Source organism: Neisseria sp. P0020.S003, assembly GCF_051957095.1.
Taxonomy (GTDB): domain Bacteria; phylum Pseudomonadota; class Gammaproteobacteria; order Burkholderiales; family Neisseriaceae; genus Neisseria; species Neisseria subflava.
Window position 1 is genome coordinate 18,584 of sequence record NZ_JBQCWU010000015.1, and the last position, 20,138, is coordinate 38,721.

Genomic DNA, 20,138 nt, shown 5'->3' on the forward strand with positions numbered 1-20,138 from the left:
ATTCCGAGCAAATAAGTAATCTATAAACGGCATTTCTTACAAAACCAAATGCTTTTGCATTAGCGGCATTTGCTTCGCTATTAAATAAACCCAGCCTCAATAAACAAAATTCGACCTGCAAGATATATCCCTCTATCCATTCGTCGCCATTTTCAGACGGCCTTTTGTCAAAGACCAGAAAAAACAGGTAAATCCGTTTTTCGATTAGAAACAATATTATTATGATTCATGCCTTCGGCAACACCCCACCCTTTACGAGGAAAAACAAATGAAAAAATATTTTGCAGAATTTTTCGGCACTTTCTGGCTGGTATTCGGCGGCTGCGGCAGCGCAGTTTTGGCAGCAGCCTACCCTGAACTTGGCATTGGCATTGGCTTTGCCGGTGTCGCTTTAGCATTCGGTTTGACCGTACTGACCATGGCTTACGCTGTCGGCCACATTTCCGGCGGCCACTTCAATCCTGCCGTTTCCGTCGGCCTCTTTATCGGCGGCCGTTTCAACGGTAAAGACCTGTTGCCTTACATCGTATCCCAAGTTATCGGTGCGATTTCCGCTGCGGGCGTTCTGTATCTGATTGCTTCCGGTAAAACCGGTTTTGATGCTGCTGTCTCCGGCTTTGCCAGCAACGGTTTCGGCGAGCACTCTCCTAACGGTTACGACATGATGGCCGCTTTGCTGATCGAATTCGTCCTGACCGCATTCTTCCTAATCATCATGGGTTCTACCGACAAACTGGCTCCGGCCGGCTTCGCTCCTATCGCCATCGGCCTGGGGCTGACCCTGATTCACTTGATCAGCATTCCTGTAACCAATACTTCTGTTAACCCTGCACGTTCTACCGGTGTTGCCTTGTTCCAAGGCGGCTGGGCTGTTGAACAACTGTGGTTGTTCTGGTTGGCTCCTATTGCCAGCGCAGCAGTTGGCGCGGCTATTTACCGCTTCGTTTTGGCTAACGACGACAAATAATCTTGACGGAATGACATTCCCGGTGCGGCCGACACTCTAAACTGACTGCACCCAAGTTGCCGAGATACAAACGCACCGCCTGACCCAGACGGTGCGTTTGTTTTTGCCATGTTACAATACTTTCTTTTCTCACATTCTCAAACCATCATGCAAACCTTACCTTTTCAAACCGATATCGCCGCCAGAATGCTGGTCAATACCGAAAACGAAACCATCCATCCCGATGCCGTATTCGTACAAACGCAAAACGGCTATTGGATTGCTTGGCACAACCAACAGGCTGCCCTGCTTGCCCCTGACACACCGCCCGATATTCCCTGCTTTTGGGTAGAAGGCGCAGAAAGCTTGGAAGAGCTGGTAAGCATGGTAGAAAACGGCGAATTTGACGAAGTTGAAGAATTTGACGGCGACGATGACGCTTGGCAAGAAGCACTCGGATGCGGCCATCATCACGAAGGACACTGCGGATGCAGTCATTGAGATGCACAAAACGCCTGATTCCGGCACTTTCCCTTTGTCTGACGCTTAACGGCTGCGTTGTAGGTGCGGCTGTCGATTTGGCTGCTACAACCATCCTGACTGCCGGAAAATTGGTTGTCAAAGGAACGGGGGCAGTGATTGATGCCGCCATTCCCGACGGTAAAAAAGACAAGGATAAAGAAAAAGAGAAGGAAAAGAGCAAAGAAAAGCCAAAATCGGAAGAAATCATCTATAAGGAAGAGTCCTCCAACGAAGTAACGCAATAATCCTTCAGACGGCCTCGTAAGGTAACCAATCCTACTGAGGCCGTCTGAACATTCATCCTTACATATAGCCCTGTTCGCGCAAAGAGCAGGTTTCTTTTGCCGTCACGATAAAATGGTCCAACAGCGTAATATCGACCAAACTTAAAGCCTGTTTCAAACGCTCTGTAAACTGTACATCAGATTCAGACGGCCTTGCCGAACCGCCCGGATGGTTGTGTGCCAAAATCAAACTGTCGGCATATTCATCCAATGCCAATTTGACGATTTCACGGATATAAACCGTATTTTCCGCCACCGTACCGCGCGACAATTCCCGTACCGCAATCAATTGATTTTGACGGTTAAGCAGCAAAGCAACGCTGACCTCGATTTTTTCATGCCCAAGATGCAGGCGCAGATAATCCGCAACCGATTTTGGGCTTGACAAAACAATCTGCTCCTGCAAATCCTCACCCAAAATCCGCCGCCCGATTTCTTTGACCACTGCAAACTGAGTATAACTCGCCAAGCCCATGCCCTTATAAGCAGAAAGTGTTTTGGCATCCGCACTCATCAGCTTCCCCAAACTGCCAAACTCACTCAACAAATAACGCGCCAAATCAACCGCGCTCATACCGCGCGTTCCAACACGCAATAAAATTGCCAGCAACTCCGCATCACTCAACGCCGCCGCACCATGCGCCAAGAGCTTCTCGCGCGGCCGCTCCCCCTCGGGCCATTCTTTGATACTCATATTTTCCCTTTTATTTTGGGGCTGACGTAGATTAGCCCTAAATTCCACACCAATACCGCAGGGTTTTAAGCTGTTGAGACGGTGTGCCGAAGTTAAATCGAAATTCGCATTCTTTCAAGAATAGCGGGAAAGATTTGCGATCGATTCCGTTGTATTTTCGCAAGACACGTTTTGCCTGATTCCAAAAATTCTCAATGCCGTTAATGTGGTTCTGACGGTCGGCAAATTCCTTGGAATGGTTGATGCGGTAATGGATGAAACCGCTCACATCCAACTTGTCGTAGCTGCTCAGGCTATCCGTGTAAACAATGCTGTCCGGCATGATTTTCTTTTTGATGACAGGGAGTAACGTTTCAGACTTGGCATTATCCACCACAACGGTATAGACCCGTCCGTTGCGTTTCAGAATACCAAAGACAACCACTTTTCCTGCCGCGCCGCGACCACGTCTGCCTTTACGCCGTCCGCCGAAATAGCTTTCGTCCAACTCGACAGGGCCCTCAAAAACCTCATCGGCAACCAAGGCCAGATAATGGCTGATAACCATACGAATTTTGCGGTAGAACAGAATAGCGGAGTTGGGCTGAATGCCCAAAATATCGGCAGCGGAACGGGCGGTAACTTGAAGTACAAAAAATTCAAGTAGTTTCTTTTGAACTCTCTTTCTTAATTTACAATTGGTTATCTGCATTTTCGTAGCCTAGCATAACTGCTAATCTACGTCAGTCCCTTTATTTTTTATATAGCGGATTTAGTTTCAATTTTGAGCAAACTGCCCCGCCCGATATAAAACGTAATCCATTATGGTTTTAGCAAATAAATGCAATTTGCGTATTTTATTCTATTTTGAATAATTATTTAAGACATATAAATAACAATTAAGCCACTTTGTGCAGAAAAACAACGTTACCCATTTTTACTATCGTGTTTCCCTGCCTGCCTTTCCTTTCATATTTGTTTCAAATCAGCCGATACAAGCAATTTCATATTGCCCCTATGAGGCTTAGGCTAATATAATATCGAGTTTGCCGAGAGCAAAAGCTTAGGCTTAAACTGCTTTCTATCCACGCTGCCCGTGCGCTTTACAAGAGTTTCAGACGGCCTCCGTCCGACTCCCGCCAGCAATCAAACAGCTTTTTATCACCCATTCGAAAATCCGTTTTGCCGGTACTCGTCTTTCTTTTTGGAGTATTGCCATTATGACCGCAACCACTGCGTCTTCAGCCAAACCTTATCTGCAAATCCAAGGCTTGGTAAAAAAGTTTGGTGACAATTACGCTGTCGATAACATCGACTTGGACATTTACCAACATGAAATCTTTGCCCTTTTGGGCAGCTCAGGCAGTGGCAAATCCACGCTGCTGCGCATGTTGGCAGGCATGGAAAGCCCAAATCAGGGCAAAATCATTCTCGACGGCCAAGACATTACCAAGCTTGCTCCGTACGAGCGCCCAATCAACATGATGTTCCAAAGCTATGCTCTGTTCCCACACATGAGCGTTGAGCAAAACATCGCTTTCGGTCTGAAACAAGACAAAATGCCTAAAGGCGAAATCGACGCCCGAGTGGAAGAAATGTTGCGCCTAGTGCAAATGACCAAATACGCCAAACGCAAGCCGCACCAACTCTCCGGCGGTCAGCAACAACGTATCGCTTTGGCACGCAGCCTGGCGAAACGTCCTAAAATCCTGCTGCTTGACGAACCTTTGGGCGCACTCGATAAAAAACTGCGCCAACAAACCCAACTGGAATTGGTCAACACGCTGGAACAAGTCGGCGTAACCTGCATCATGGTTACCCACGACCAAGAAGAAGCGATGACCATGGCTACCCGTATCGCCATTATGTCTGACGGCCAATTGCGACAAGTCGGTACGCCTAGCGACGTGTACGATTATCCTAATAGTCGCTTTACTGCCGAATTTATCGGCGAAACCAATATTTTTGACGGCGTCGTTGTTGATGACCGCGCCGATTTCTCCATCGTCAAATGTGACGGCTTGGAAAACCACGTCCGCATCGACCACGGCTTGGGCGTTCCGAACGACCATGAAATTTGGATCAGCATCCGCCCTGAAGACATTGATTTGCACAAAGAAAAACCAGAACACTTAGGCGCGCACAACTGGGCTCAAGGCACAGTCAAAGAGATTGCCTACCTGGGCAGCTTTGCGATTTACCACATCAAACTCGCCAACGGCCGTGTCGTCAAGAGCCAAGTTCCCGCACCTTATTGGTATGTGCGTAACATTACGCCGCCGACTTGGGATGAAACCGTCTATATCAGCTGGCCTGAAAACCAACCGACACCTCTGTTCAGTTAATTTGAGGGAAATGCGATGAACCTTAAAAAACTGAAAAATAAACTGTTCCGCCGCCCTGGACAGCGTGCAGTGATTGCCGTGCCGTATATCTGGCTCTTGGTGCTGTTTCTGATTCCGTTCGCCATCGTCTTGAAAATCAGCTTTGCCGAACAAGAAATCGCCATTCCGCCATTTACGCCGTTGACAACGATTGATGAAGATTTAGGCCGTCTGAACATTGCCATCAGCTATCAGAACTACGCCGACATCTTCCAAAATTTTTGGAATACGCTCAATCCGTTTGGCGACAGTGAAAACAGCAATATCTATCTGATGACCTACTGGTCTTCGATTAAGACTGCGCTGACAACGACTATCATCTGCCTGCTGATTGGTTATCCGACCGCTTATGCCATTTCATGCGCCAATCCGGCTGCGCGCAACGGCCTGCTGTTGGCAATCATGCTGCCTTTCTGGACCTCTTTCCTGTTGCGTGTTTACGCATGGATGGGTTTATTGGGACACAACGGCATCATCAATAATTTCTTAATCAAATACGGAATCATCAGCGAGCCTTTAAACCTGTTCTACAATGCTTTCTCGCTGAATTTGGTGATGGTTTACGCCTATCTGCCGTTTATGATTTTGCCGCTGTACACACAACTGGTAAAACTGGACAACCGTCTGCTCGAAGCTGCTTCCGACTTGGGCGCAGGTCCGATCAAATCCTTCTTTACCATTACCCTGCCTTTATCCAAAACAGGCATCATTGCAGGCTCTATGCTGGTCTTCGTGCCGGCCGTCGGCGAATTTGTGATTCCTGAATTGGTGGGCGGTTCTGAAAACCTGATGATCGGTAAAGTATTGTGGCAGGCATTCTTCGACCAAAACAACTGGCCGCTGGCTTCTGCCGTCGCCGTCGTTATGGTTGCCCTGCTGGTTGTACCGATTGCCCTGTTCCAGCACTATGAAAACCGCGAATTGGAAGAAGGAGGCAAATAATGCAGAAAACCAAATTATCCTGGTTCTTGAAACTGATGCTCCTGCTCTCGCTGGCATTCCTCTATATTCCGCTGGTGGTTTTGGTCATCTATTCTTTCAATGAATCCAAACTGGTTACCGTTTGGGGCGGTTTCTCAACCAAATGGTACGGCGCATTGATGGAAAACGACACCATCTTGGAAGCGGCCTGGCTGTCATTGCGTATCGCCATCGTTTCCTCACTTGCCGCCGTAGCACTCGGCACATTGGCAGGTTACGCCATGGCACGTATCAAGCGCTTCCGCGGCAGCACCCTGTTTGCCGGTATGATTTCCGCACCTATGGTGATGCCTGATGTGATTACCGGTTTGTCCATGCTGCTGTTGATTATTCAGGTGCAAATGTTCCTGCAAGGCAGTGAATTGCTGCAATCGCTCTACTTCGATCGCGGCTTCTTCACCATCTTCCTCGGCCACACCACGCTTTGCATGGCGTACATTACCGTCGTTATCCGCTCGCGTTTGGTGGAATTGGATCAATCCTTGGAAGAAGCGGCTATGGACTTGGGTGCCCGTCCGCTGAAGATTTTCTTCGTGATTACCCTGCCGCTGATTGCCCCTGCGATTGCTTCCGGCTTCCTCTTGGGCATCACCCTGTCTTTGGACGACTTGGTGATTACCTCCTTCCTGTCAGGCCCGGGTTCATCGACATTGCCGCAAGTGATTTTCTCCAAAATCAAACTCGGCCTTGACCCTCAGATGAACGTTTTAGCAACTATCCTGATCGGTATCATCGGTACGCTGGTGATTGTCGTCAACTACTGGATGATGCGTCAAGCAACCAAACGGGAACGCGAGGCTGCCGAAGCCTACCGCCAAGAAAAATTGGCAGCCGAGAAAGCCGCCTAATATGCAGACTGGCTGTTCGATAAAGTGTCGGAACAGCCTGTTTTATTAACTGCATCTTATCCTTTCAGACGGCCTGAACCCAAACCCACATTCCAGGCCGTCTGAAAACCAATTTCAATGAAGTGAAAACCAACCTAAAGCTCAAATCATGATCAATCCCAGCTTCAAAGAATATCTTCCTTCCTACTATGTCAGCACGGCCAATCCCCATCCGTCTTATCCGACGCTTGAAGGCCGTCTGAAAACTGAAACCTGCGTTATCGGCGGCGGCCTGTCCGGCTTATGCACCGCCCTACCTCTTGCCGAAAACGGCCATGAAGTCATCGTACTTGAAGCCGCCCGTATCGGTTTCGGCGCATCAGGCCGAAGCGGCGGACAAGTCATCAGCGACTTTGCCTGTGGCATGGAAGAAATCGAAAAACAAGTCGGTTTAGAACAGGCCCAATGGTTCTGGCAGCAATCTCTGCAAGCCGTTGAACTGGTTGACTCGCGTATTCAAAAACACAACATCCAATGCGATTGGCAACGCGGCTACGCTACCGTCGCCGTCCGTCCTCAGCATTGGGAAGAATTGCAACAATGGCATGAGCACGCCCAAAAACATTATGGCGCAAGCCATTACCAGCTTTGGGATAAAGCCACTCTGAAGCAGCAACTTGCCAGCGATATGTATCAAGGCGCGCAATTTGATCCTTTATCCGGCCACTTGCACCCGCTCAATTACACCCTGGGCATTGCCAAAGCGGCAGCCGATGCAGGCGCACAACTTTTTGAGCAATCCCCGATGACGCGTATCGAGCCATGCGATAACGGCTGGCTGGTTCATACGCCCAATGGCAGCGTTGAATGCAAAAACCTCGTTTATGCCGTCAACACTTATGCAGGCTTACACCCGAAATTCAAAGTATTGGAACAAAAAGCCATTGCAGTCAGCACCTTTATCATCGCCACCGAGCCTCTGGGCGAACGCGCCAAAGACCTGATCCGCAACAATATGGCCATCTGCGACAACCGCCACGTCCTCGACTACTATCGCCTCAGCGCCGACGGCCGCCTGCTCTTCGGCGGCAAAGACAACGAGTTTATCGATGACCCTGACCGCATGACCGAACTCGTCCGCCAAGACATGCTGAAAGTTTTCCCGCAACTTGCCAATGTCAGAATCGAGCATTCTTGGGGCGGCGAATGCGACATTACGCGCAACCTCGCCCCACATTTCGGCCGCCTTGCCCCTACCATTTTCTACGCCCAAGGCTATTCCGGACACGGCATGGCGATTACCGGCATTGCCGGTTTGGCGATTGCCGAAGCCATCATGGGCGATGACGGCCGTCTGAAACCTTTTGAGCAACTGCGCCACAGCAATATCATTACCCAGCCTTTCCTGCGCAAACTCGGCTCTTTCCTCGGCTCAAAATACTATCAATGGAAAGACAGCCACTAAACCCAAGCAACAAACATATTTCAGACGGCAGCAGATTCAAGTAAAATTCAGGCCATCTGAAAGCTTAGATACGACAAAATTCAATCATTTATCAGCAAGGAAACCATCATGAGCAACCATCATAAACTCATCATCCTCGGCTCTGGCCCTGCCGGCTATACTGCCGCCGTCTATGCCGCCCGTGCCAACCTCAACCCTGTGATCATTACCGGCGTTGAGCAAGGCGGACAACTGATGACCACCACCGAAGTGGACAACTGGCCTGCCGACGCAGAAGGCGTACAAGGTCCGGAACTGATGGCCCGTTTCCAAGCTCATGCCGAACGCTTCGGTACTGAAATGATTTTCGACCAAATCCATACCGTTGATTTGCAAAACCGTCCGTTTACCCTCAAAGGCGATATGGGCGAATACACCTGCGATGCGCTCATCGTTGCCACCGGCGCATCCGCCAAATATTTAGGTTTGCCAAGCGAAGAAACCTTTGCAGGCAAAGGCGTTTCCGCCTGCGCAACTTGCGATGGTTTCTTTTATAAAAAACAAGATGTTGCCGTAGTCGGCGGTGGCAATACCGCTGTGGAAGAAGTCCTCTACCTTGCCAATATCGCCAACACCGTTACCCTGATTCACCGCCGTGACAGCTTCCGTGCTGAAAAAATCATGGTGGACAAACTGATGCAACGCGTCGAAGAAGGAAAAATCATCCTCAAGCTCAACAGCTCGGTTGATGAAATCTTGGGCGACGAAAGTGGCGTTACCGGTGCACGCCTGAAACACAATGACGGCAGCACTGAAGAAATCGCTGTAAAAGGCGTTTTCATCGCCATCGGCCACAAACCCAACACCGATATCTTCAAAGGCCAACTCGATATGGATGAAACCGGCTACCTGAAAACCAAAGGCGGTACCGGCGACAATGTCGGCGCAACCAATATCGAAGGCGTATGGGCGGCAGGCGATGTCAAAGACCATACCTACCGTCAAGCCATCACCAGCGCAGCTTCCGGCTGCCAAGCCGCGCTGGATGCCGAGCGTTGGCTCTACCGCCACGGCGTATGAGCCTCTAAGCTACGCCCTATTCTTTAAAACATAATAGAAGGCCGTCTGAAATTTCAGACGGCCTATAATCTATCTGCCACACTCAAATATTCATTTTAAAAGCAAATTTATATCAAATAAGTACTTTTGCTTTATAATAACGACAAATACCCAACAAACAGGGAACAAACATGAAAAAAACACTAACGACACTTATCCTTTGCGCACTGACTCCTGCCGCCCTGGCTGCCGATACTTACGGCTACCTGGCGATGTGGCAAAACCCTGCCGACAGCAATGAAGTGCTGCAAATCAAAACCACCAAAGAAAATGCCACCCAACTGGATGCAACAGCCGAACTCGAAACATTCTGCAAAGGCCAAGATGCCTTAGCCGGTATCGGCGCAGGTCAAGCAACAGGCTGTAAAACAGTTGTCCCTCTGCACAACACCTGTATCGCTGTTGCCTACCCTAAAGCCATGGGCAAATTGACTGCTCAAAACGTGGTAGCCATTACCTCCCCTCGTTTCAAAACCGTACATCAAATTGCCTTGAACCAGTGCATCAAAAAATACGGCTCACAAGGACAATGTGCTTTAGAAACAGTCTATTGCACTTCCGAAATCTACTATCAAGGTACGGTCAAAACCCTTTGGGAAAAAATCAAATCCATTTAAGGCCGTCTGAAAATAAAACCGGCTTGCCCGATATTCTCCATATCACGGCAAGCCGGTTTTTTATTCTGGCTTTTATTTGCTGTTTTTTTCCAACAATTTGGCCACAACGCCTTCAGCCTGTTTCACCAAATCAGGGTTGGTTCGGAAGTGGTTTTCATCGTTCAAAGAGTAGCTGACAGTCGAAACCGCGTACTTCGTGCTTCTCAACACAAATACGCCTTTACGCAAGATTTCATTATTGCCTTTGGTTTTGTAACGCAGATTATACGGGCAAGAAGAATCATACAGTTTGCCGCGGTTATCCGCTGTCACAATAGTGCTGCCAATGCCGCGTTTTGCCAAAGCTTTAGACAAAGCACGATCCAAATCATGCGGTCTTACTTTTGCATTTTGAATGATGCAGACATGTTTGATGCCGGTCAGCTCTTCAGGTTTCAATACTCGTTGTTCCGTAGTGGAACACGCGCCCAACAACAATACGGCAGAAGCCGCGGCTAAAATCATAGTTTTCATCTGTTTTCCTTTTTAAAATTTTCAAACAATAAATATTCAGACGGCCTTTATAAAAAGGCCGTCTGAAAAAATCAACGTACGTTTTTCATTAAACGCTGTTTCTCACGCTTCCAATCCGCTTCTTTCAGGCTTTGGCGTTTGTCATGCTGTTTCTTACCCTTAGCCAAACCGATTTCCACTTTGATTCTACCGCGGGTGTAATGCAGGTTTAAGGGCACAATCGTATAACCGGCACGTTCTGTTTTGCCGATTAACTTGTTGATTTCCGATTGTTTCAACAACAACTTACGCGGACGGACAGGATCGGGTTTGACGTGTGTCGAGGCAGTGGGCAATGCGGTAATGTGGCAACCCACCAAATAGAATGCGTCTTTTTTCCAGTAGATATAGCTTTCTTTTAATTGAACGCGTGCAGCGCGGATGGCTTTGACTTCCCATCCCTCCAATACTATACCGGCTTCGATTTGGTCTTCGATAAAGAAATCGTGAAAGGCTTTTTTATTATTGGCAATACTCATTGTGCTGATTCTTTACAAACTTTTCAGACGGCCTATTTTATCAGGCATGCTTAAAAAATAAAACGGCAAACGGTTTTGAAACGTTTATTCGCTTAAAACATGGCGGCGGTAAAAGCGGTCGATATCAGCAATCGCTTTTTCATCTTCAGGGCGCAAATCCAGTTTCAAATCGGCAAGGCGGATCAAGATTTGGTCTTCACGCTCGGCAACGGCGCAGCTGACCTCGCCTTCGCTGCGAAAATGACGGATAAGCTCGTCCAACTGGTTTAAAGCATTTTGATAAGATGAATTTTGATTCATAATTTTTGACCCGAACGCCCATAAAAAATGGCGGGAAACCCCGCCATGATTTTACAGCTTACGCCGTGCATTTGATTAAGCAGCTTGAATATTAGCAGCTTGTTTGCCTTTAGGGCCGGTGGTTACGTCGAAAGATACGCGTTGACCTTCTTTCAGGGTTTTGAAACCATCCATGTTGATCGCTGAGAAGTGAGCGAACAAATCTTCGCCACCTTCATCAGGAGTGATGAAACCAAAACCTTTAGCGTCGTTAAACCATTTTACGATACCGGTTGCCATTAGAAACTTCCTATACTTAAAAATTAACAAAATCAGCAAAACAAGGCATACAGCAAACTAAAACGTTCAGCGTTTCTCCCCCGTATTGCATACGTGGTCGAGTGCCAACTTCTGCTTAACTGTCTTTTTACATTTGTTAAGACAAAACGTCAAGCTATGTTTTCAAAAAAGTGGGAAAATAGAAAAAAATTGCCGAAATACAACAGAAAACGGTTTACACTCTAAAACAGGCCGTCTGAAAACTGAAACCTAAGATTATGAACCATCCGAATACCGACCACCAATCCGATACCCTGCTCAGCGATATCAACACACAGCCGCCGAAACGTTACGGCGTATTTTTATTGAACGACGATTACACCACCATGGAATTTGTCGTCGAAATCCTGACCGAAGTCTTTATGCTTGCACAGGAACAGGCAGTGGCCGTCATGCTTCTGGTACACCACGAAGGTAAAGGCCTGTGCGGCACCTACACGCGCGATATTGCCCAGACCAAGCAACATCAGGTTATGGAACGTGCCAAAGCTGAAGGGCATCCGCTCAAATGTATAGTCGAAGAGGTTTAAATCATGCTTTCACCCGAATTGGAACACATCCTGCAACTGCTCTATCGTGAAGCACGCAACGCTCGTTATGAGTTTATCAGCTTGGAACACCTGCTTTTGGTGCTGATAGAAGGAGATGCGGCTGTGCCGAACGTCTTGAAACTGTGTGGTGCGGATTTAAAAGTCCTGTCCGAGCAGCTTGCGGCCAGCGTTGCTGAAAACACGCCGCAAATTCCCGATCATCTTCTAGATACGGTCGAAACCCAGCCGACATTGGGCTTCCAACGCGTCATCCAACGGGCAATGGTGCATACCCAGTCTGCCGGCAAAGCCGCAGTAGAGCCTTTAGATATTTTGGTTGCCATGATGAGCGAATCTGAAAGCCATGCCGTTTATTTCCTCAAATTGCAATCCATTACGCGCTTTGAAGTCTTGCGTTGCATTGCCCATGGCTCGCCCGATGACGAGGATGGCAATGATTCAGACGGCCTGGGACGCGAGGGCGAGGAAGCGGAACAGAAAACCGGCTCCCTTTCCGACTACACCGTCAACCTCAACGCCGAAGTCAAAGCCGGCCGTATCGACCCTTTGATTGGTCGCAAACACGAAATGGAACGACTGGTGCAAATCCTGTGCCGCCGCCGTAAAAACAATCCGCTTTTGGTCGGCGAGGCAGGCGTGGGCAAAACCGCGCTGGCAGAAGGCTTGGCGCATCAAATCGTCAACGGCGACATTCCCGACGCGCTGAAAGAAGCCGAAGTGTACGCGCTGGATATGGGTTCGCTTTTGGCGGGCACGAAATACCGCGGCGACTTTGAAGCGCGGGTCAAGTCCGTCTTAAAGCAGCTCGAAAAAATCCCGCACGCCATTTTGTTTATCGACGAAATCCACACTATCATCGGCGCGGGTAGCACCAGCGGCGGCACGATGGACGCGTCCAACCTGCTCAAACCTGCATTGGCGAAAGGCTCATTGCGCTGCATCGGCGCGACCACCTACGACGAATACCGCACCATTTTCGACAAAGACCACGCCTTAAGCCGCCGCTTCCAAAAAATCGACGTGGTCGAACCCACCGTTTCCGAAACCGTACAAATCCTGCGCGGCTTGAAACCGATGTTTGAAGATTTCCACCAAGTCCGCTATACGCAAGGCGCACTTGAAGCCGCCGCTGAACTCTCCGCCCGCTACATCAACGAGCGTTTCCTGCCCGACAAAGCCATCGACGTGATGGACGAAGCAGGAACGGCGCAACGGATTTTACCCAAATCCAAACAGAAAAAAGTCATCGGCAAAGCGCAAATCGAAACCGTCATCGCCAAAGTTGCGCGGATTCCAGAAAAAACCGTGTCGCACGACGACAAACAAGTGTTGCAATTCCTCTGCCGCGATTTGAAAAACATGGTTTACGGTCAGGAAAACGCCATCGACGCGCTGGTTGCCGCCGTCAAAATGTCGCGCTCCGGCCTTGCCCTGCCCGACAAACCGATAGGCAGTTTCCTCTTCTCCGGCCCTACCGGCGTCGGCAAAACCGAAGTCGCCAAACAGCTTGCCTACTCGATGGGCGTACCGCTGCAACGCTTTGATATGTCCGAATACATGGAACGCCATGCCGTATCGCGCCTCATCGGCGCTCCTCCGGGCTACGTCGGCTTTGAACAAGGCGGCCTTTTAACCGAAGCCGTCAACAAGCAGCCGCATTGCGTGTTGCTCTTGGACGAAATCGAAAAAGCCCACCCCGACATTTTCAACGTCCTCCTGCAAGTCATGGACGCAGGCAAACTGACCGACAACAACGGTAAGAGTGCCGACTTCCGCAACATCATCCTGATTATGACCACCAACGCAGGCGCGGAGAGCCTCAGCCGACCCAGCCTCGGCTTTACCGCCAAACGCGAACGCGGCGACGAAATGCAGGCAATCAACAAACTCTTCACACCCGAGTTCCGCAACCGCTTGGACGCGATTATCCCGTTTGCACCCTTGTCCGAGCCCATCATCGTTAAAGTCGTGGACAAATTCCTGCTCCAGCTCGAACATCAGCTCCTCGACAAAAAAGTCGAAGCCGAATTCACACCGGCATTGCGCAAATATCTGGCGGAAAAGGGTTTCGATCCACAAATGGGTGCGCGCCCGATGAACCGCCTGATTCAGGAAAAAATCCGCAAACCACTCGCCGACGAACTCCTGTTCGGCAAACTCGCCGACGGCGGCTTCGTACGGATAGACTGGGATGCGGCAAAAGAAGAAGCCGTGTTGAAGTTTAAGAAAAGCAAGGTCAAACCTGAAGCAGAAACTGTTTAACCGGTTAAAAAATAAAAGGCCGTCTGAAATTTCAGACGGCCTTTTTATCTCAATCAAAAATCTGATTTACAAAACGGATTTAACAGTGGCAACCACATTGTCTACGGTAAAGCCGAATTCTTTAAACAGTAAGTCAGCAGGTGCAGACTCGCCGAAGCGGTTGATACTGACCACCGCGCCGTTCAAACCGACGTATTTATACCAACCGTCGGCATGTCCTGCTTCTACGGCTACGCGTGGCAAGCCTTCCGGCAGAACCGCGGCTTTATAGGCGGCATCTTGGCGGTCGAATACATTGGTAGAAGGCATGGAAACAACGCGCACGGCAATACCTTGTTCTGCCAATACCTTTTGCGCTTCCAGAGCCAATTCAACTTCAGAACCGGTAGCAATTACAACAGCTTGCGCATTGCCTTGAGCTTCGCTGATTACATAAGCACCGCGTTTAATGTCGTTCAACTGTTGCTCATCACGCGCTTGGAATTTCAGGTTTTGACGGCTGAAAATCAGGCTGGACGGATGATCGGCCGCTTTAACGGCTTCAGACCACGCTACCAAAGATTCAACGGTATCGCATGGACGCCATACATCCATATTTGGAATCAGGCGCAGAGTGGCAGTTTGCTCGATAGGTTGGTGGGTCGGGCCGTCTTCGCCCAAACCGATAGAGTCGTGGGTGAACACAAATACAGGGTTGATTTTCATCAGTGAAGCCATACGCAGGGCGTTGCGTTCGTACTCGCTGAACATCAGGAAAGTCGCGCCGAATGGTTTCACACCGCCATGCAGGGTAAGGCCGTTCATAATTGCGCCCATGCCGAACTCGCGCACGCCGTAGTGAATATAGTTGCCGCCGTGTTCGCGGGTAACGGAAACGCTGTTTGACCAGTCAGTCAGGTTGGACGGGGTTAAGTCGGCAGAACCGCCCACCAATTCAGGCAGCTCTTTTGCTAAGATTTCGATGCTGTTTTGGCTGGCTTTACGGGTGGCGATGGTTTCTGCTTTGGCGCACACTTCTTTCAATGCGGCTTGAACGTAAGCGTCGAAGTTTTCAGGCAGTTTTTTATCCATGCGGCGCACAAATTCTGCGGCTTCGGCAGGATATTTGGCTTGATATTGAGCGAAGAGTTCGTTCCATTCAGCCTCAAGTTTCGCGCCTTTTTCTTTTGCATCCCATGCTGCATAGATTTCTTGAGGGATTTCAAACGCAGGATAAGCCCAACCCAAATGTTTGCGCGTGGCTTCGATCTCGTCCGCACCCAAAGGCGCACCGTGGGTTTTATGGCTGCCTTCTTTGTTGGCACTGCCTTTACCGATTAAGGTTTTACAGCAAATCAGGGAAGGTTTGCCGGTTTCGGCTCTGGCCGCTTCAATGGCCGTCTGAATGGCATCAGTGTCATGACCGTTTACATTTGGAATCACATGCCAGCCGTAGCTTTCAAAACGTTGCGGAATGTTTTCGGTAAACCAACCATCCACTTTACCATCGATGGAAATATTGTTGTCATCATATAAAACAATCAGCTTGCCCAAGCCCAAAGTGCCGGCGAGCGAACAGGCTTCGTGCGACACGCCTTCCATCATGCAACCGTCGCCCATGAAGACGTAGGTGTGGTGGTCAACGATGTTCAAGCCGTCTTTATTGAATTCGGCAGCCAAGATTTTTTCGGCCAAAGCCATGCCCACAGCGTTGGCAATACCTTGTCCCAATGGGCCGGTAGTGGTTTCCACGCCGTCGGTGTAGCCGTATTCAGGATGACCGGGGGTTTTGCTGTGCAGTTGGCGGAAGTTTTTCAGATCATCAATAGAAACGTTGTAGCCGGTCAGGTGCAACAGGCTGTAAAGAATCATGGAAGCATGACCATTGGAGAGGACAAAACGGTCGCGGTTGTAGAATTTCGGGTTGGCCGGATTATGATTGAGGAACTTCGTCCACAATACTTCCGCCATTTCCGCCATACCCATAGGCGCACCCGGGTGGCCGGAGTTGGCTTTCTGTACGGCATCGACTGAGAGGAAACGGATTGCGTTTGCCAGTTGAGACATGGTTTGACCTTCCTTGGACAAGATTGGGAATTTGAAAAAAGTGTGTCGATTATCGCCTGAATCAGCCGTGCTTTCAAGAATAGCCTTTTATATTTGCATTGTCAGACGGCATGATTTCCAATAGGCTGTCTGAAATGGACAGGATAGATGATATTAACTGTTATTTCGTTTTGAAACAGTATGTTGTAAATTTTTTATCAGATAAATAGGAAATCACTATAAGCATAAACCAGCGCTTATTCCGTAAGTCTTTGAATACTGCTCTTTTCAGACGGCCTTGTATGAAGCAAGAGTACCGCAACTATTGTTAAGGGCAAGCCCCGCTTTTGCTTTGCATAGAGTCAAATGTTATGATTTTATATGCACGCCCAAGGCCGTCTGAAAATACTCGCATCAAACTACTACCATGACAAAAGGCTTGTGTGCACTTCGATTAAGGAACACTGATTATGTCACCCGAAAACCAAGCTGAAAACACCACACCCTCAACAGAAAAAACGGCAAAAGCCACTCCGCCCAAACCTTCCAAACCCAAATCCAGCGTAATTCAAATTCATCCCGAAGGCGAACGCATCCATCCAAAAAAAGCAGAAGGACGCTTTGCCAAACTTCGTATCGCCGCCGTATTGGCGACCCAGTTTGTATTTTACGTAATTCCATGGTTTAACTGGAGTAACCGTCAGGCAGTTTTATTTAATATCCCTGACCGTCATTTTTTCATTTTCGGCCTGTCACTGGGCATGGGCGACTTAATTTATCTTGCCCTGCTGTTAATGATCTGTGCTTTCGGCCTGTTTTGGTGGACAACCATTGCCGGTCGTTTGTGGTGCGGCTACTCTTGCCCGCAAACGGTTTACACCGAAATCATGCTTTGGATCGACAACTTAGTTGAAGGCGACCGCAACAAACGTTTAAAACTGGAAAAATCGCCTTGGAACTTTACTAAAATCCGCATTAAGGCCACCAAATACCTACTGATTTTCCTTGTCTGTGCGTGGACAGGTATCACTTTTGCAGGCTGGTTTGTCCCTATCCGCCAGTTTGTTCCCGATTTATTCACCGGAGCAGCAGGCGGCGGTGCAATGTTTGCCGCAGCGTTTTACGGATTCATGACCTTCTTCTTTGCCCACATCATGCGCGAAAAAGTGTGTCTGCATATGTGCCCGTATGCACGCTTCCAAAGTGCGATGTTTGATAAAGACACGCTGATTATTTCCTACGATACCGAACGCGGCGAACCTCGCGGTGCACGCAAAAAAACCGCCAACAAAGAAGACAGCGGCTTGGGCGACTGTATCAACTGCACCATGTGCGTACAAGTCTGCCCCGTCGGCATCGACATCCGCGACGGCCTGCAATACCAATGTATCGGTTGTGCAGCCTGTGTTGATGCTTGTGACGAAATCATGGACAAAATGGGTTATCCGCGCGGCCTGATCCGTTACACTACCGAAGGCGCAATGGAGCATGAATACCCTGAAAGCGACATCAAAAAACGCCTGAAACGCCCTCGTGTCGCAGGTTATGGTGCAGTATTGTTTGTAGTTATTATTGCTTTCTTAACCGGCATTTCTACCCGTAAAATGATCGAAGTGGATATTCTGAAAGACCGCGGCGTGATGGTGCGTGAAAACAGCCAAGGCTGGTTGGAAAATGCCTACAACCTACGCATTATTAATAAGAGTGAACATGAGCAGACCGTTACTGCCACAGTCAAAGGTTTTGATGATATCGCCTTGACCGGCTTGCCAGAAAACGGTATTAAAATTGCGCCACGCGAAACCGTGACCATTCCGGTTCAAGTGTCCACCATTCCTGAGTACGCCGAAAAAGGCAGCCAGCCGATTGAATTTACTTTCACATATCGTGAAACCGATGCCGCTGATGCCGAACCGACTGTCTTGAATGAAAAAGCAACCTTTATTGGAGAATAACAACGGTGTCCAAACCCAATCCCACTAAGCCTTGGTATAAACACACTTGGCCTTGGGTGCTGATGGCAGGTCCCATCTTTGTCGTTATCGCCAGCGTTTCCATGTTCTTCGTCGCAAAAGAACATACGACAGACTTGGTTTCCGACGATTACTATAAAGACGGCAAACACATCGAAATCCAGCTTCACCGCGATGAAGAAGCCGTTAAACGGCAGATTCAGGTGCAGGTTTTAATCAGTCCGGACATGAATGCAGCCAAAGTATTCGTCAGTGGACAATTCGATCCCAAACAGCCATTAAACCTGCTGCTGATGCACCCGACACGCAAAGCTGACGACCAAACCGTCAAGCTGCGCGCCGTAACGTCCGAACCACAAAACGGCCGCATGGAATACGAAGCCATCTTCAAACCCCTCCACCAAACCAACCATTGGTACTTGCGAGTTGAAGATACCTCAGGCGTGTGGCGTGTTGAAAACAAATGGATAGTCAGCCAAGGCAACGCAGTTAATCTGACGCCTATGGACAAATTGTTCGACAACGGCAAACAAGCCGCTTCAGAAGAACAATAAATCCCATGTTCAGGCCGTCTGAAACCTTTCAGACGGCCTGAAAATCTTTATATCCTCTATCATCTTTAAAATATGATTTTTTCCAATTGGCGCAGACTGACCGAAAACGAAGTCCGTATGGCAAAACAGGTTTTTGCCGACAGCATAGACTTCAACCGCATAAAAATATATCGCGGCATCCCCCTCCTGCCCAACCCCAATACCGCTATCGCCCCCAATGGAAATATATATTTCCCACGCAAACACTGCCCTGATGATTTCACTCAAGCCGGCATCACCTACAAAATCTGGCTGATTCATGAACTGACACACGTCTGGCAACACCAGCGCGGTCACAAAGTTTGGTTATCCGGTTTATTCATTATGCTCAAAGGCGGATATAGGAAACGCACAGCTTACGCCTATCCCATGCCTTTGCCTCACTTCAACCAACTCAATATCGAGCAGCAAGCCGACCTCGTTGCTCACTATTTTGCAGCCACTTACCTGCCCAAAAATATTTACACCCCTCAACAACCCATTTTTCAGACGGCCTTAGCAGACTTCCTTCACAACCCGCATAACAAAATCCTATGCCCACGTTACTTGTCGACAAAAAAACAACACTCTAAAAAGCCCAGCGAGCAAATAAGCTATAATGGACAATCCGACACATCGTCCAAAAGGTCCCAAACTATGCCTTGGAACATACCTATTTTACTTACCTGGATGCGCGTCCTATTAATCCCCGTGTTCACCATCCTATTCTACTTACCGAACACATGGATTCAACCACAAACCGTCAACTGGACAGCCGCCATCATCTTTGCACTCGCAGCTGTTACAGACTGGTTTGACGGCTTTTTGGCACGCCGCTGGAAACAAACCTCCGACTTTGGCGCATTCCTTGACCCCGTTGCCGACAAACTCATGGTTGCCGTTGCCCTACTCCTGCTCGTCAGCCTTGGCAGAACATACGCCATCTTCGCCATGATTATTATCGGCCGAGAAATTACCATTTCCGCCCTGCGCGAATGGATGGCACAAATGGGCAAACGCGGCAGCGTCGCCGTAGCTACTATCGGCAAATTCAAAACCACTGCCCAAATGATTGCCATCTTCCTTTTGCTTATCGGTACGGACAAATATAACGACCCTTTCTATCTCATTGGTAACATATTGATGTTTATAGCATCCGTATTAACCATCTGGTCTATGTGCTACTACCTGAAAATGGCGTGGAAAGAATTCAAATAAAATTTTTAAAAAAATAAAAACAAAACACTTGACGCACACGATTAAATCCATAATAATTGCGTCTTCTTCGATATACGAAGCAACAAATATC

Annotated in this window: 21 protein-coding genes; 14 read left to right on the top strand and 7 right to left on the bottom strand. The window is 48.7% G+C overall.

The window, feature by feature from the left end; all coding sequences use genetic code 11:
* The first annotated feature begins 268 nt into the window (after positions 1–268).
* From aqpZ to ACTHTQ_RS08560, 3 genes are all read left to right on the top strand, one after another.
* Positions 269–967: an aquaporin Z gene (aqpZ, locus tag ACTHTQ_RS08550; RefSeq protein WP_440363653.1), complete on the top strand. Its 699-nt coding sequence runs from the start codon at positions 269–271 to the stop codon at positions 965–967.
* Positions 968–1,114: 147 nt separating this feature from the next.
* A complete protein-coding gene (locus ACTHTQ_RS08555; RefSeq protein WP_049323479.1) occupies positions 1,115–1,447 on the top strand; it encodes a hypothetical protein in 333 nt (110 codons plus the stop codon).
* Positions 1,435–1,713 (top strand): NF038104 family lipoprotein, encoded by a 279-nt coding sequence (locus tag ACTHTQ_RS08560; RefSeq protein ID WP_070633387.1) that lies wholly within the window; start codon positions 1,435–1,437, stop codon positions 1,711–1,713. Before ACTHTQ_RS08555 ends, ACTHTQ_RS08560 begins: the two co-directional genes overlap by 13 nt.
* Positions 1,714–1,771: 58 nt before the next feature.
* On the opposite strand, the gene radC is transcribed toward ACTHTQ_RS08560, so the two are convergent.
* A complete protein-coding gene (gene radC, locus ACTHTQ_RS08565) occupies positions 1,772–2,446 on the bottom strand; it encodes a RadC family protein (protein WP_440363654.1) in 675 nt (224 codons plus the stop codon).
* A 37-nt stretch (positions 2,447–2,483) separates the two neighbouring features.
* Entirely contained in the window at positions 2,484–3,137 is a 654-nt protein-coding gene (locus ACTHTQ_RS08570; RefSeq protein WP_250600160.1) for an IS1595 family transposase, read from the bottom strand.
* 508 nt (positions 3,138–3,645) lie between these two features.
* On the opposite strand from ACTHTQ_RS08570, the gene ACTHTQ_RS08575 reads away from it, so the two are divergent.
* From ACTHTQ_RS08575 to ACTHTQ_RS08600, 6 genes are all read left to right on the top strand, one after another.
* Positions 3,646–4,770: an ABC transporter ATP-binding protein gene (locus tag ACTHTQ_RS08575; protein ID WP_003685445.1), complete on the top strand. Its 1,125-nt coding sequence runs from the start codon at positions 3,646–3,648 to the stop codon at positions 4,768–4,770.
* Positions 4,771–4,785: 15 nt separating this feature from the next.
* On the top strand, positions 4,786–5,751 hold the full coding sequence (locus tag ACTHTQ_RS08580) for an ABC transporter permease subunit (RefSeq protein ID WP_440363655.1): 966 nt from the start codon (positions 4,786–4,788) through the stop codon (positions 5,749–5,751).
* Complete coding sequence (locus ACTHTQ_RS08585) at positions 5,751–6,638, top strand: ABC transporter permease subunit (RefSeq protein ID WP_003679574.1); 888 nt, start codon at positions 5,751–5,753, stop codon at positions 6,636–6,638. Before ACTHTQ_RS08580 ends, ACTHTQ_RS08585 begins: the two co-directional genes overlap by 1 nt.
* A 148-nt stretch (positions 6,639–6,786) precedes the next feature.
* The gene (locus ACTHTQ_RS08590) at positions 6,787–8,082 is read left to right on the top strand and encodes an NAD(P)/FAD-dependent oxidoreductase (RefSeq protein WP_440363656.1); all 1,296 of its coding nucleotides are present in this window, start codon (positions 6,787–6,789) and stop codon (positions 8,080–8,082) included.
* 108 nt (positions 8,083–8,190) lie between these two features.
* Positions 8,191–9,141 carry a thioredoxin-disulfide reductase gene (trxB, locus tag ACTHTQ_RS08595; RefSeq protein ID WP_440363657.1) on the top strand — a complete coding sequence of 317 codons (951 nt, stop codon included), beginning with the start codon at positions 8,191–8,193 and terminating at the stop codon, positions 9,139–9,141.
* Positions 9,142–9,311: 170 nt separating this feature from the next.
* Positions 9,312–9,797, top strand: a complete 486-nt coding sequence (locus ACTHTQ_RS08600; RefSeq protein ID WP_440363658.1) for a DUF4189 domain-containing protein — start codon at positions 9,312–9,314, stop codon at positions 9,795–9,797.
* 72 nt (positions 9,798–9,869) lie between these two features.
* Here the strand turns inward: ACTHTQ_RS08600 and ACTHTQ_RS08605 are convergent, their stop codons facing one another.
* From ACTHTQ_RS08605 to ACTHTQ_RS08620, 4 genes are all read right to left on the bottom strand, one after another.
* Positions 9,870–10,310, bottom strand: coding sequence for a hypothetical protein (locus ACTHTQ_RS08605; RefSeq protein WP_250579398.1), 441 nt, complete (start codon positions 10,308–10,310; stop codon positions 9,870–9,872).
* A gap of 71 nt (positions 10,311–10,381) precedes the next feature.
* Complete coding sequence (gene smpB / locus ACTHTQ_RS08610; RefSeq protein ID WP_003679566.1) at positions 10,382–10,828, bottom strand: SsrA-binding protein SmpB; 447 nt, start codon at positions 10,826–10,828, stop codon at positions 10,382–10,384.
* Between the two features lie 84 nt (positions 10,829–10,912).
* Positions 10,913–11,128: a hypothetical protein gene (locus ACTHTQ_RS08615; protein ID WP_003679564.1), complete on the bottom strand. Its 216-nt coding sequence runs from the start codon at positions 11,126–11,128 to the stop codon at positions 10,913–10,915.
* A 75-nt stretch (positions 11,129–11,203) separates the two neighbouring features.
* Positions 11,204–11,407, bottom strand: coding sequence for a cold-shock protein (locus ACTHTQ_RS08620; protein ID WP_003682902.1), 204 nt, complete (start codon positions 11,405–11,407; stop codon positions 11,204–11,206).
* Between the two features lie 257 nt (positions 11,408–11,664).
* On the opposite strand from ACTHTQ_RS08620, the gene clpS reads away from it, so the two are divergent.
* Both clpS and clpA read left to right on the top strand, forming a co-directional pair.
* A complete protein-coding gene (gene clpS, locus ACTHTQ_RS08625; protein WP_003679561.1) occupies positions 11,665–11,976 on the top strand; it encodes an ATP-dependent Clp protease adapter ClpS in 312 nt (103 codons plus the stop codon).
* Positions 11,977–11,979: 3 nt separating this feature from the next.
* Positions 11,980–14,259 carry an ATP-dependent Clp protease ATP-binding subunit ClpA gene (gene clpA, locus ACTHTQ_RS08630; RefSeq protein ID WP_440363659.1) on the top strand — a complete coding sequence of 760 codons (2,280 nt, stop codon included), beginning with the start codon at positions 11,980–11,982 and terminating at the stop codon, positions 14,257–14,259.
* A gap of 66 nt (positions 14,260–14,325) precedes the next feature.
* Here clpA and tkt read toward each other — a convergent pair whose 3' ends face one another.
* Positions 14,326–16,305, bottom strand: a complete 1,980-nt coding sequence (tkt, locus tag ACTHTQ_RS08635) for a transketolase (protein ID WP_440363660.1) — start codon at positions 16,303–16,305, stop codon at positions 14,326–14,328.
* A 449-nt stretch (positions 16,306–16,754) separates the two neighbouring features.
* On the opposite strand from tkt, the gene ccoG reads away from it, so the two are divergent.
* The 3 genes from ccoG to pgsA all read left to right on the top strand — a co-directional run bounded on the left by ccoG (position 16,755) and on the right by pgsA (position 20,047).
* Positions 16,755–18,239: a cytochrome c oxidase accessory protein CcoG gene (ccoG, locus tag ACTHTQ_RS08640; RefSeq protein ID WP_440363661.1), complete on the top strand. Its 1,485-nt coding sequence runs from the start codon at positions 16,755–16,757 to the stop codon at positions 18,237–18,239.
* Positions 18,240–18,244: 5 nt separating this feature from the next.
* Complete coding sequence (locus tag ACTHTQ_RS08645; protein ID WP_440363662.1) at positions 18,245–18,811, top strand: FixH family protein; 567 nt, start codon at positions 18,245–18,247, stop codon at positions 18,809–18,811.
* Positions 18,812–19,486: 675 nt separating this feature from the next.
* Positions 19,487–20,047 carry a CDP-diacylglycerol--glycerol-3-phosphate 3-phosphatidyltransferase gene (pgsA, locus tag ACTHTQ_RS08650; RefSeq protein WP_036472256.1) on the top strand — a complete coding sequence of 187 codons (561 nt, stop codon included), beginning with the start codon at positions 19,487–19,489 and terminating at the stop codon, positions 20,045–20,047.
* Positions 20,048–20,138: the final 91 nt, after the last annotated feature.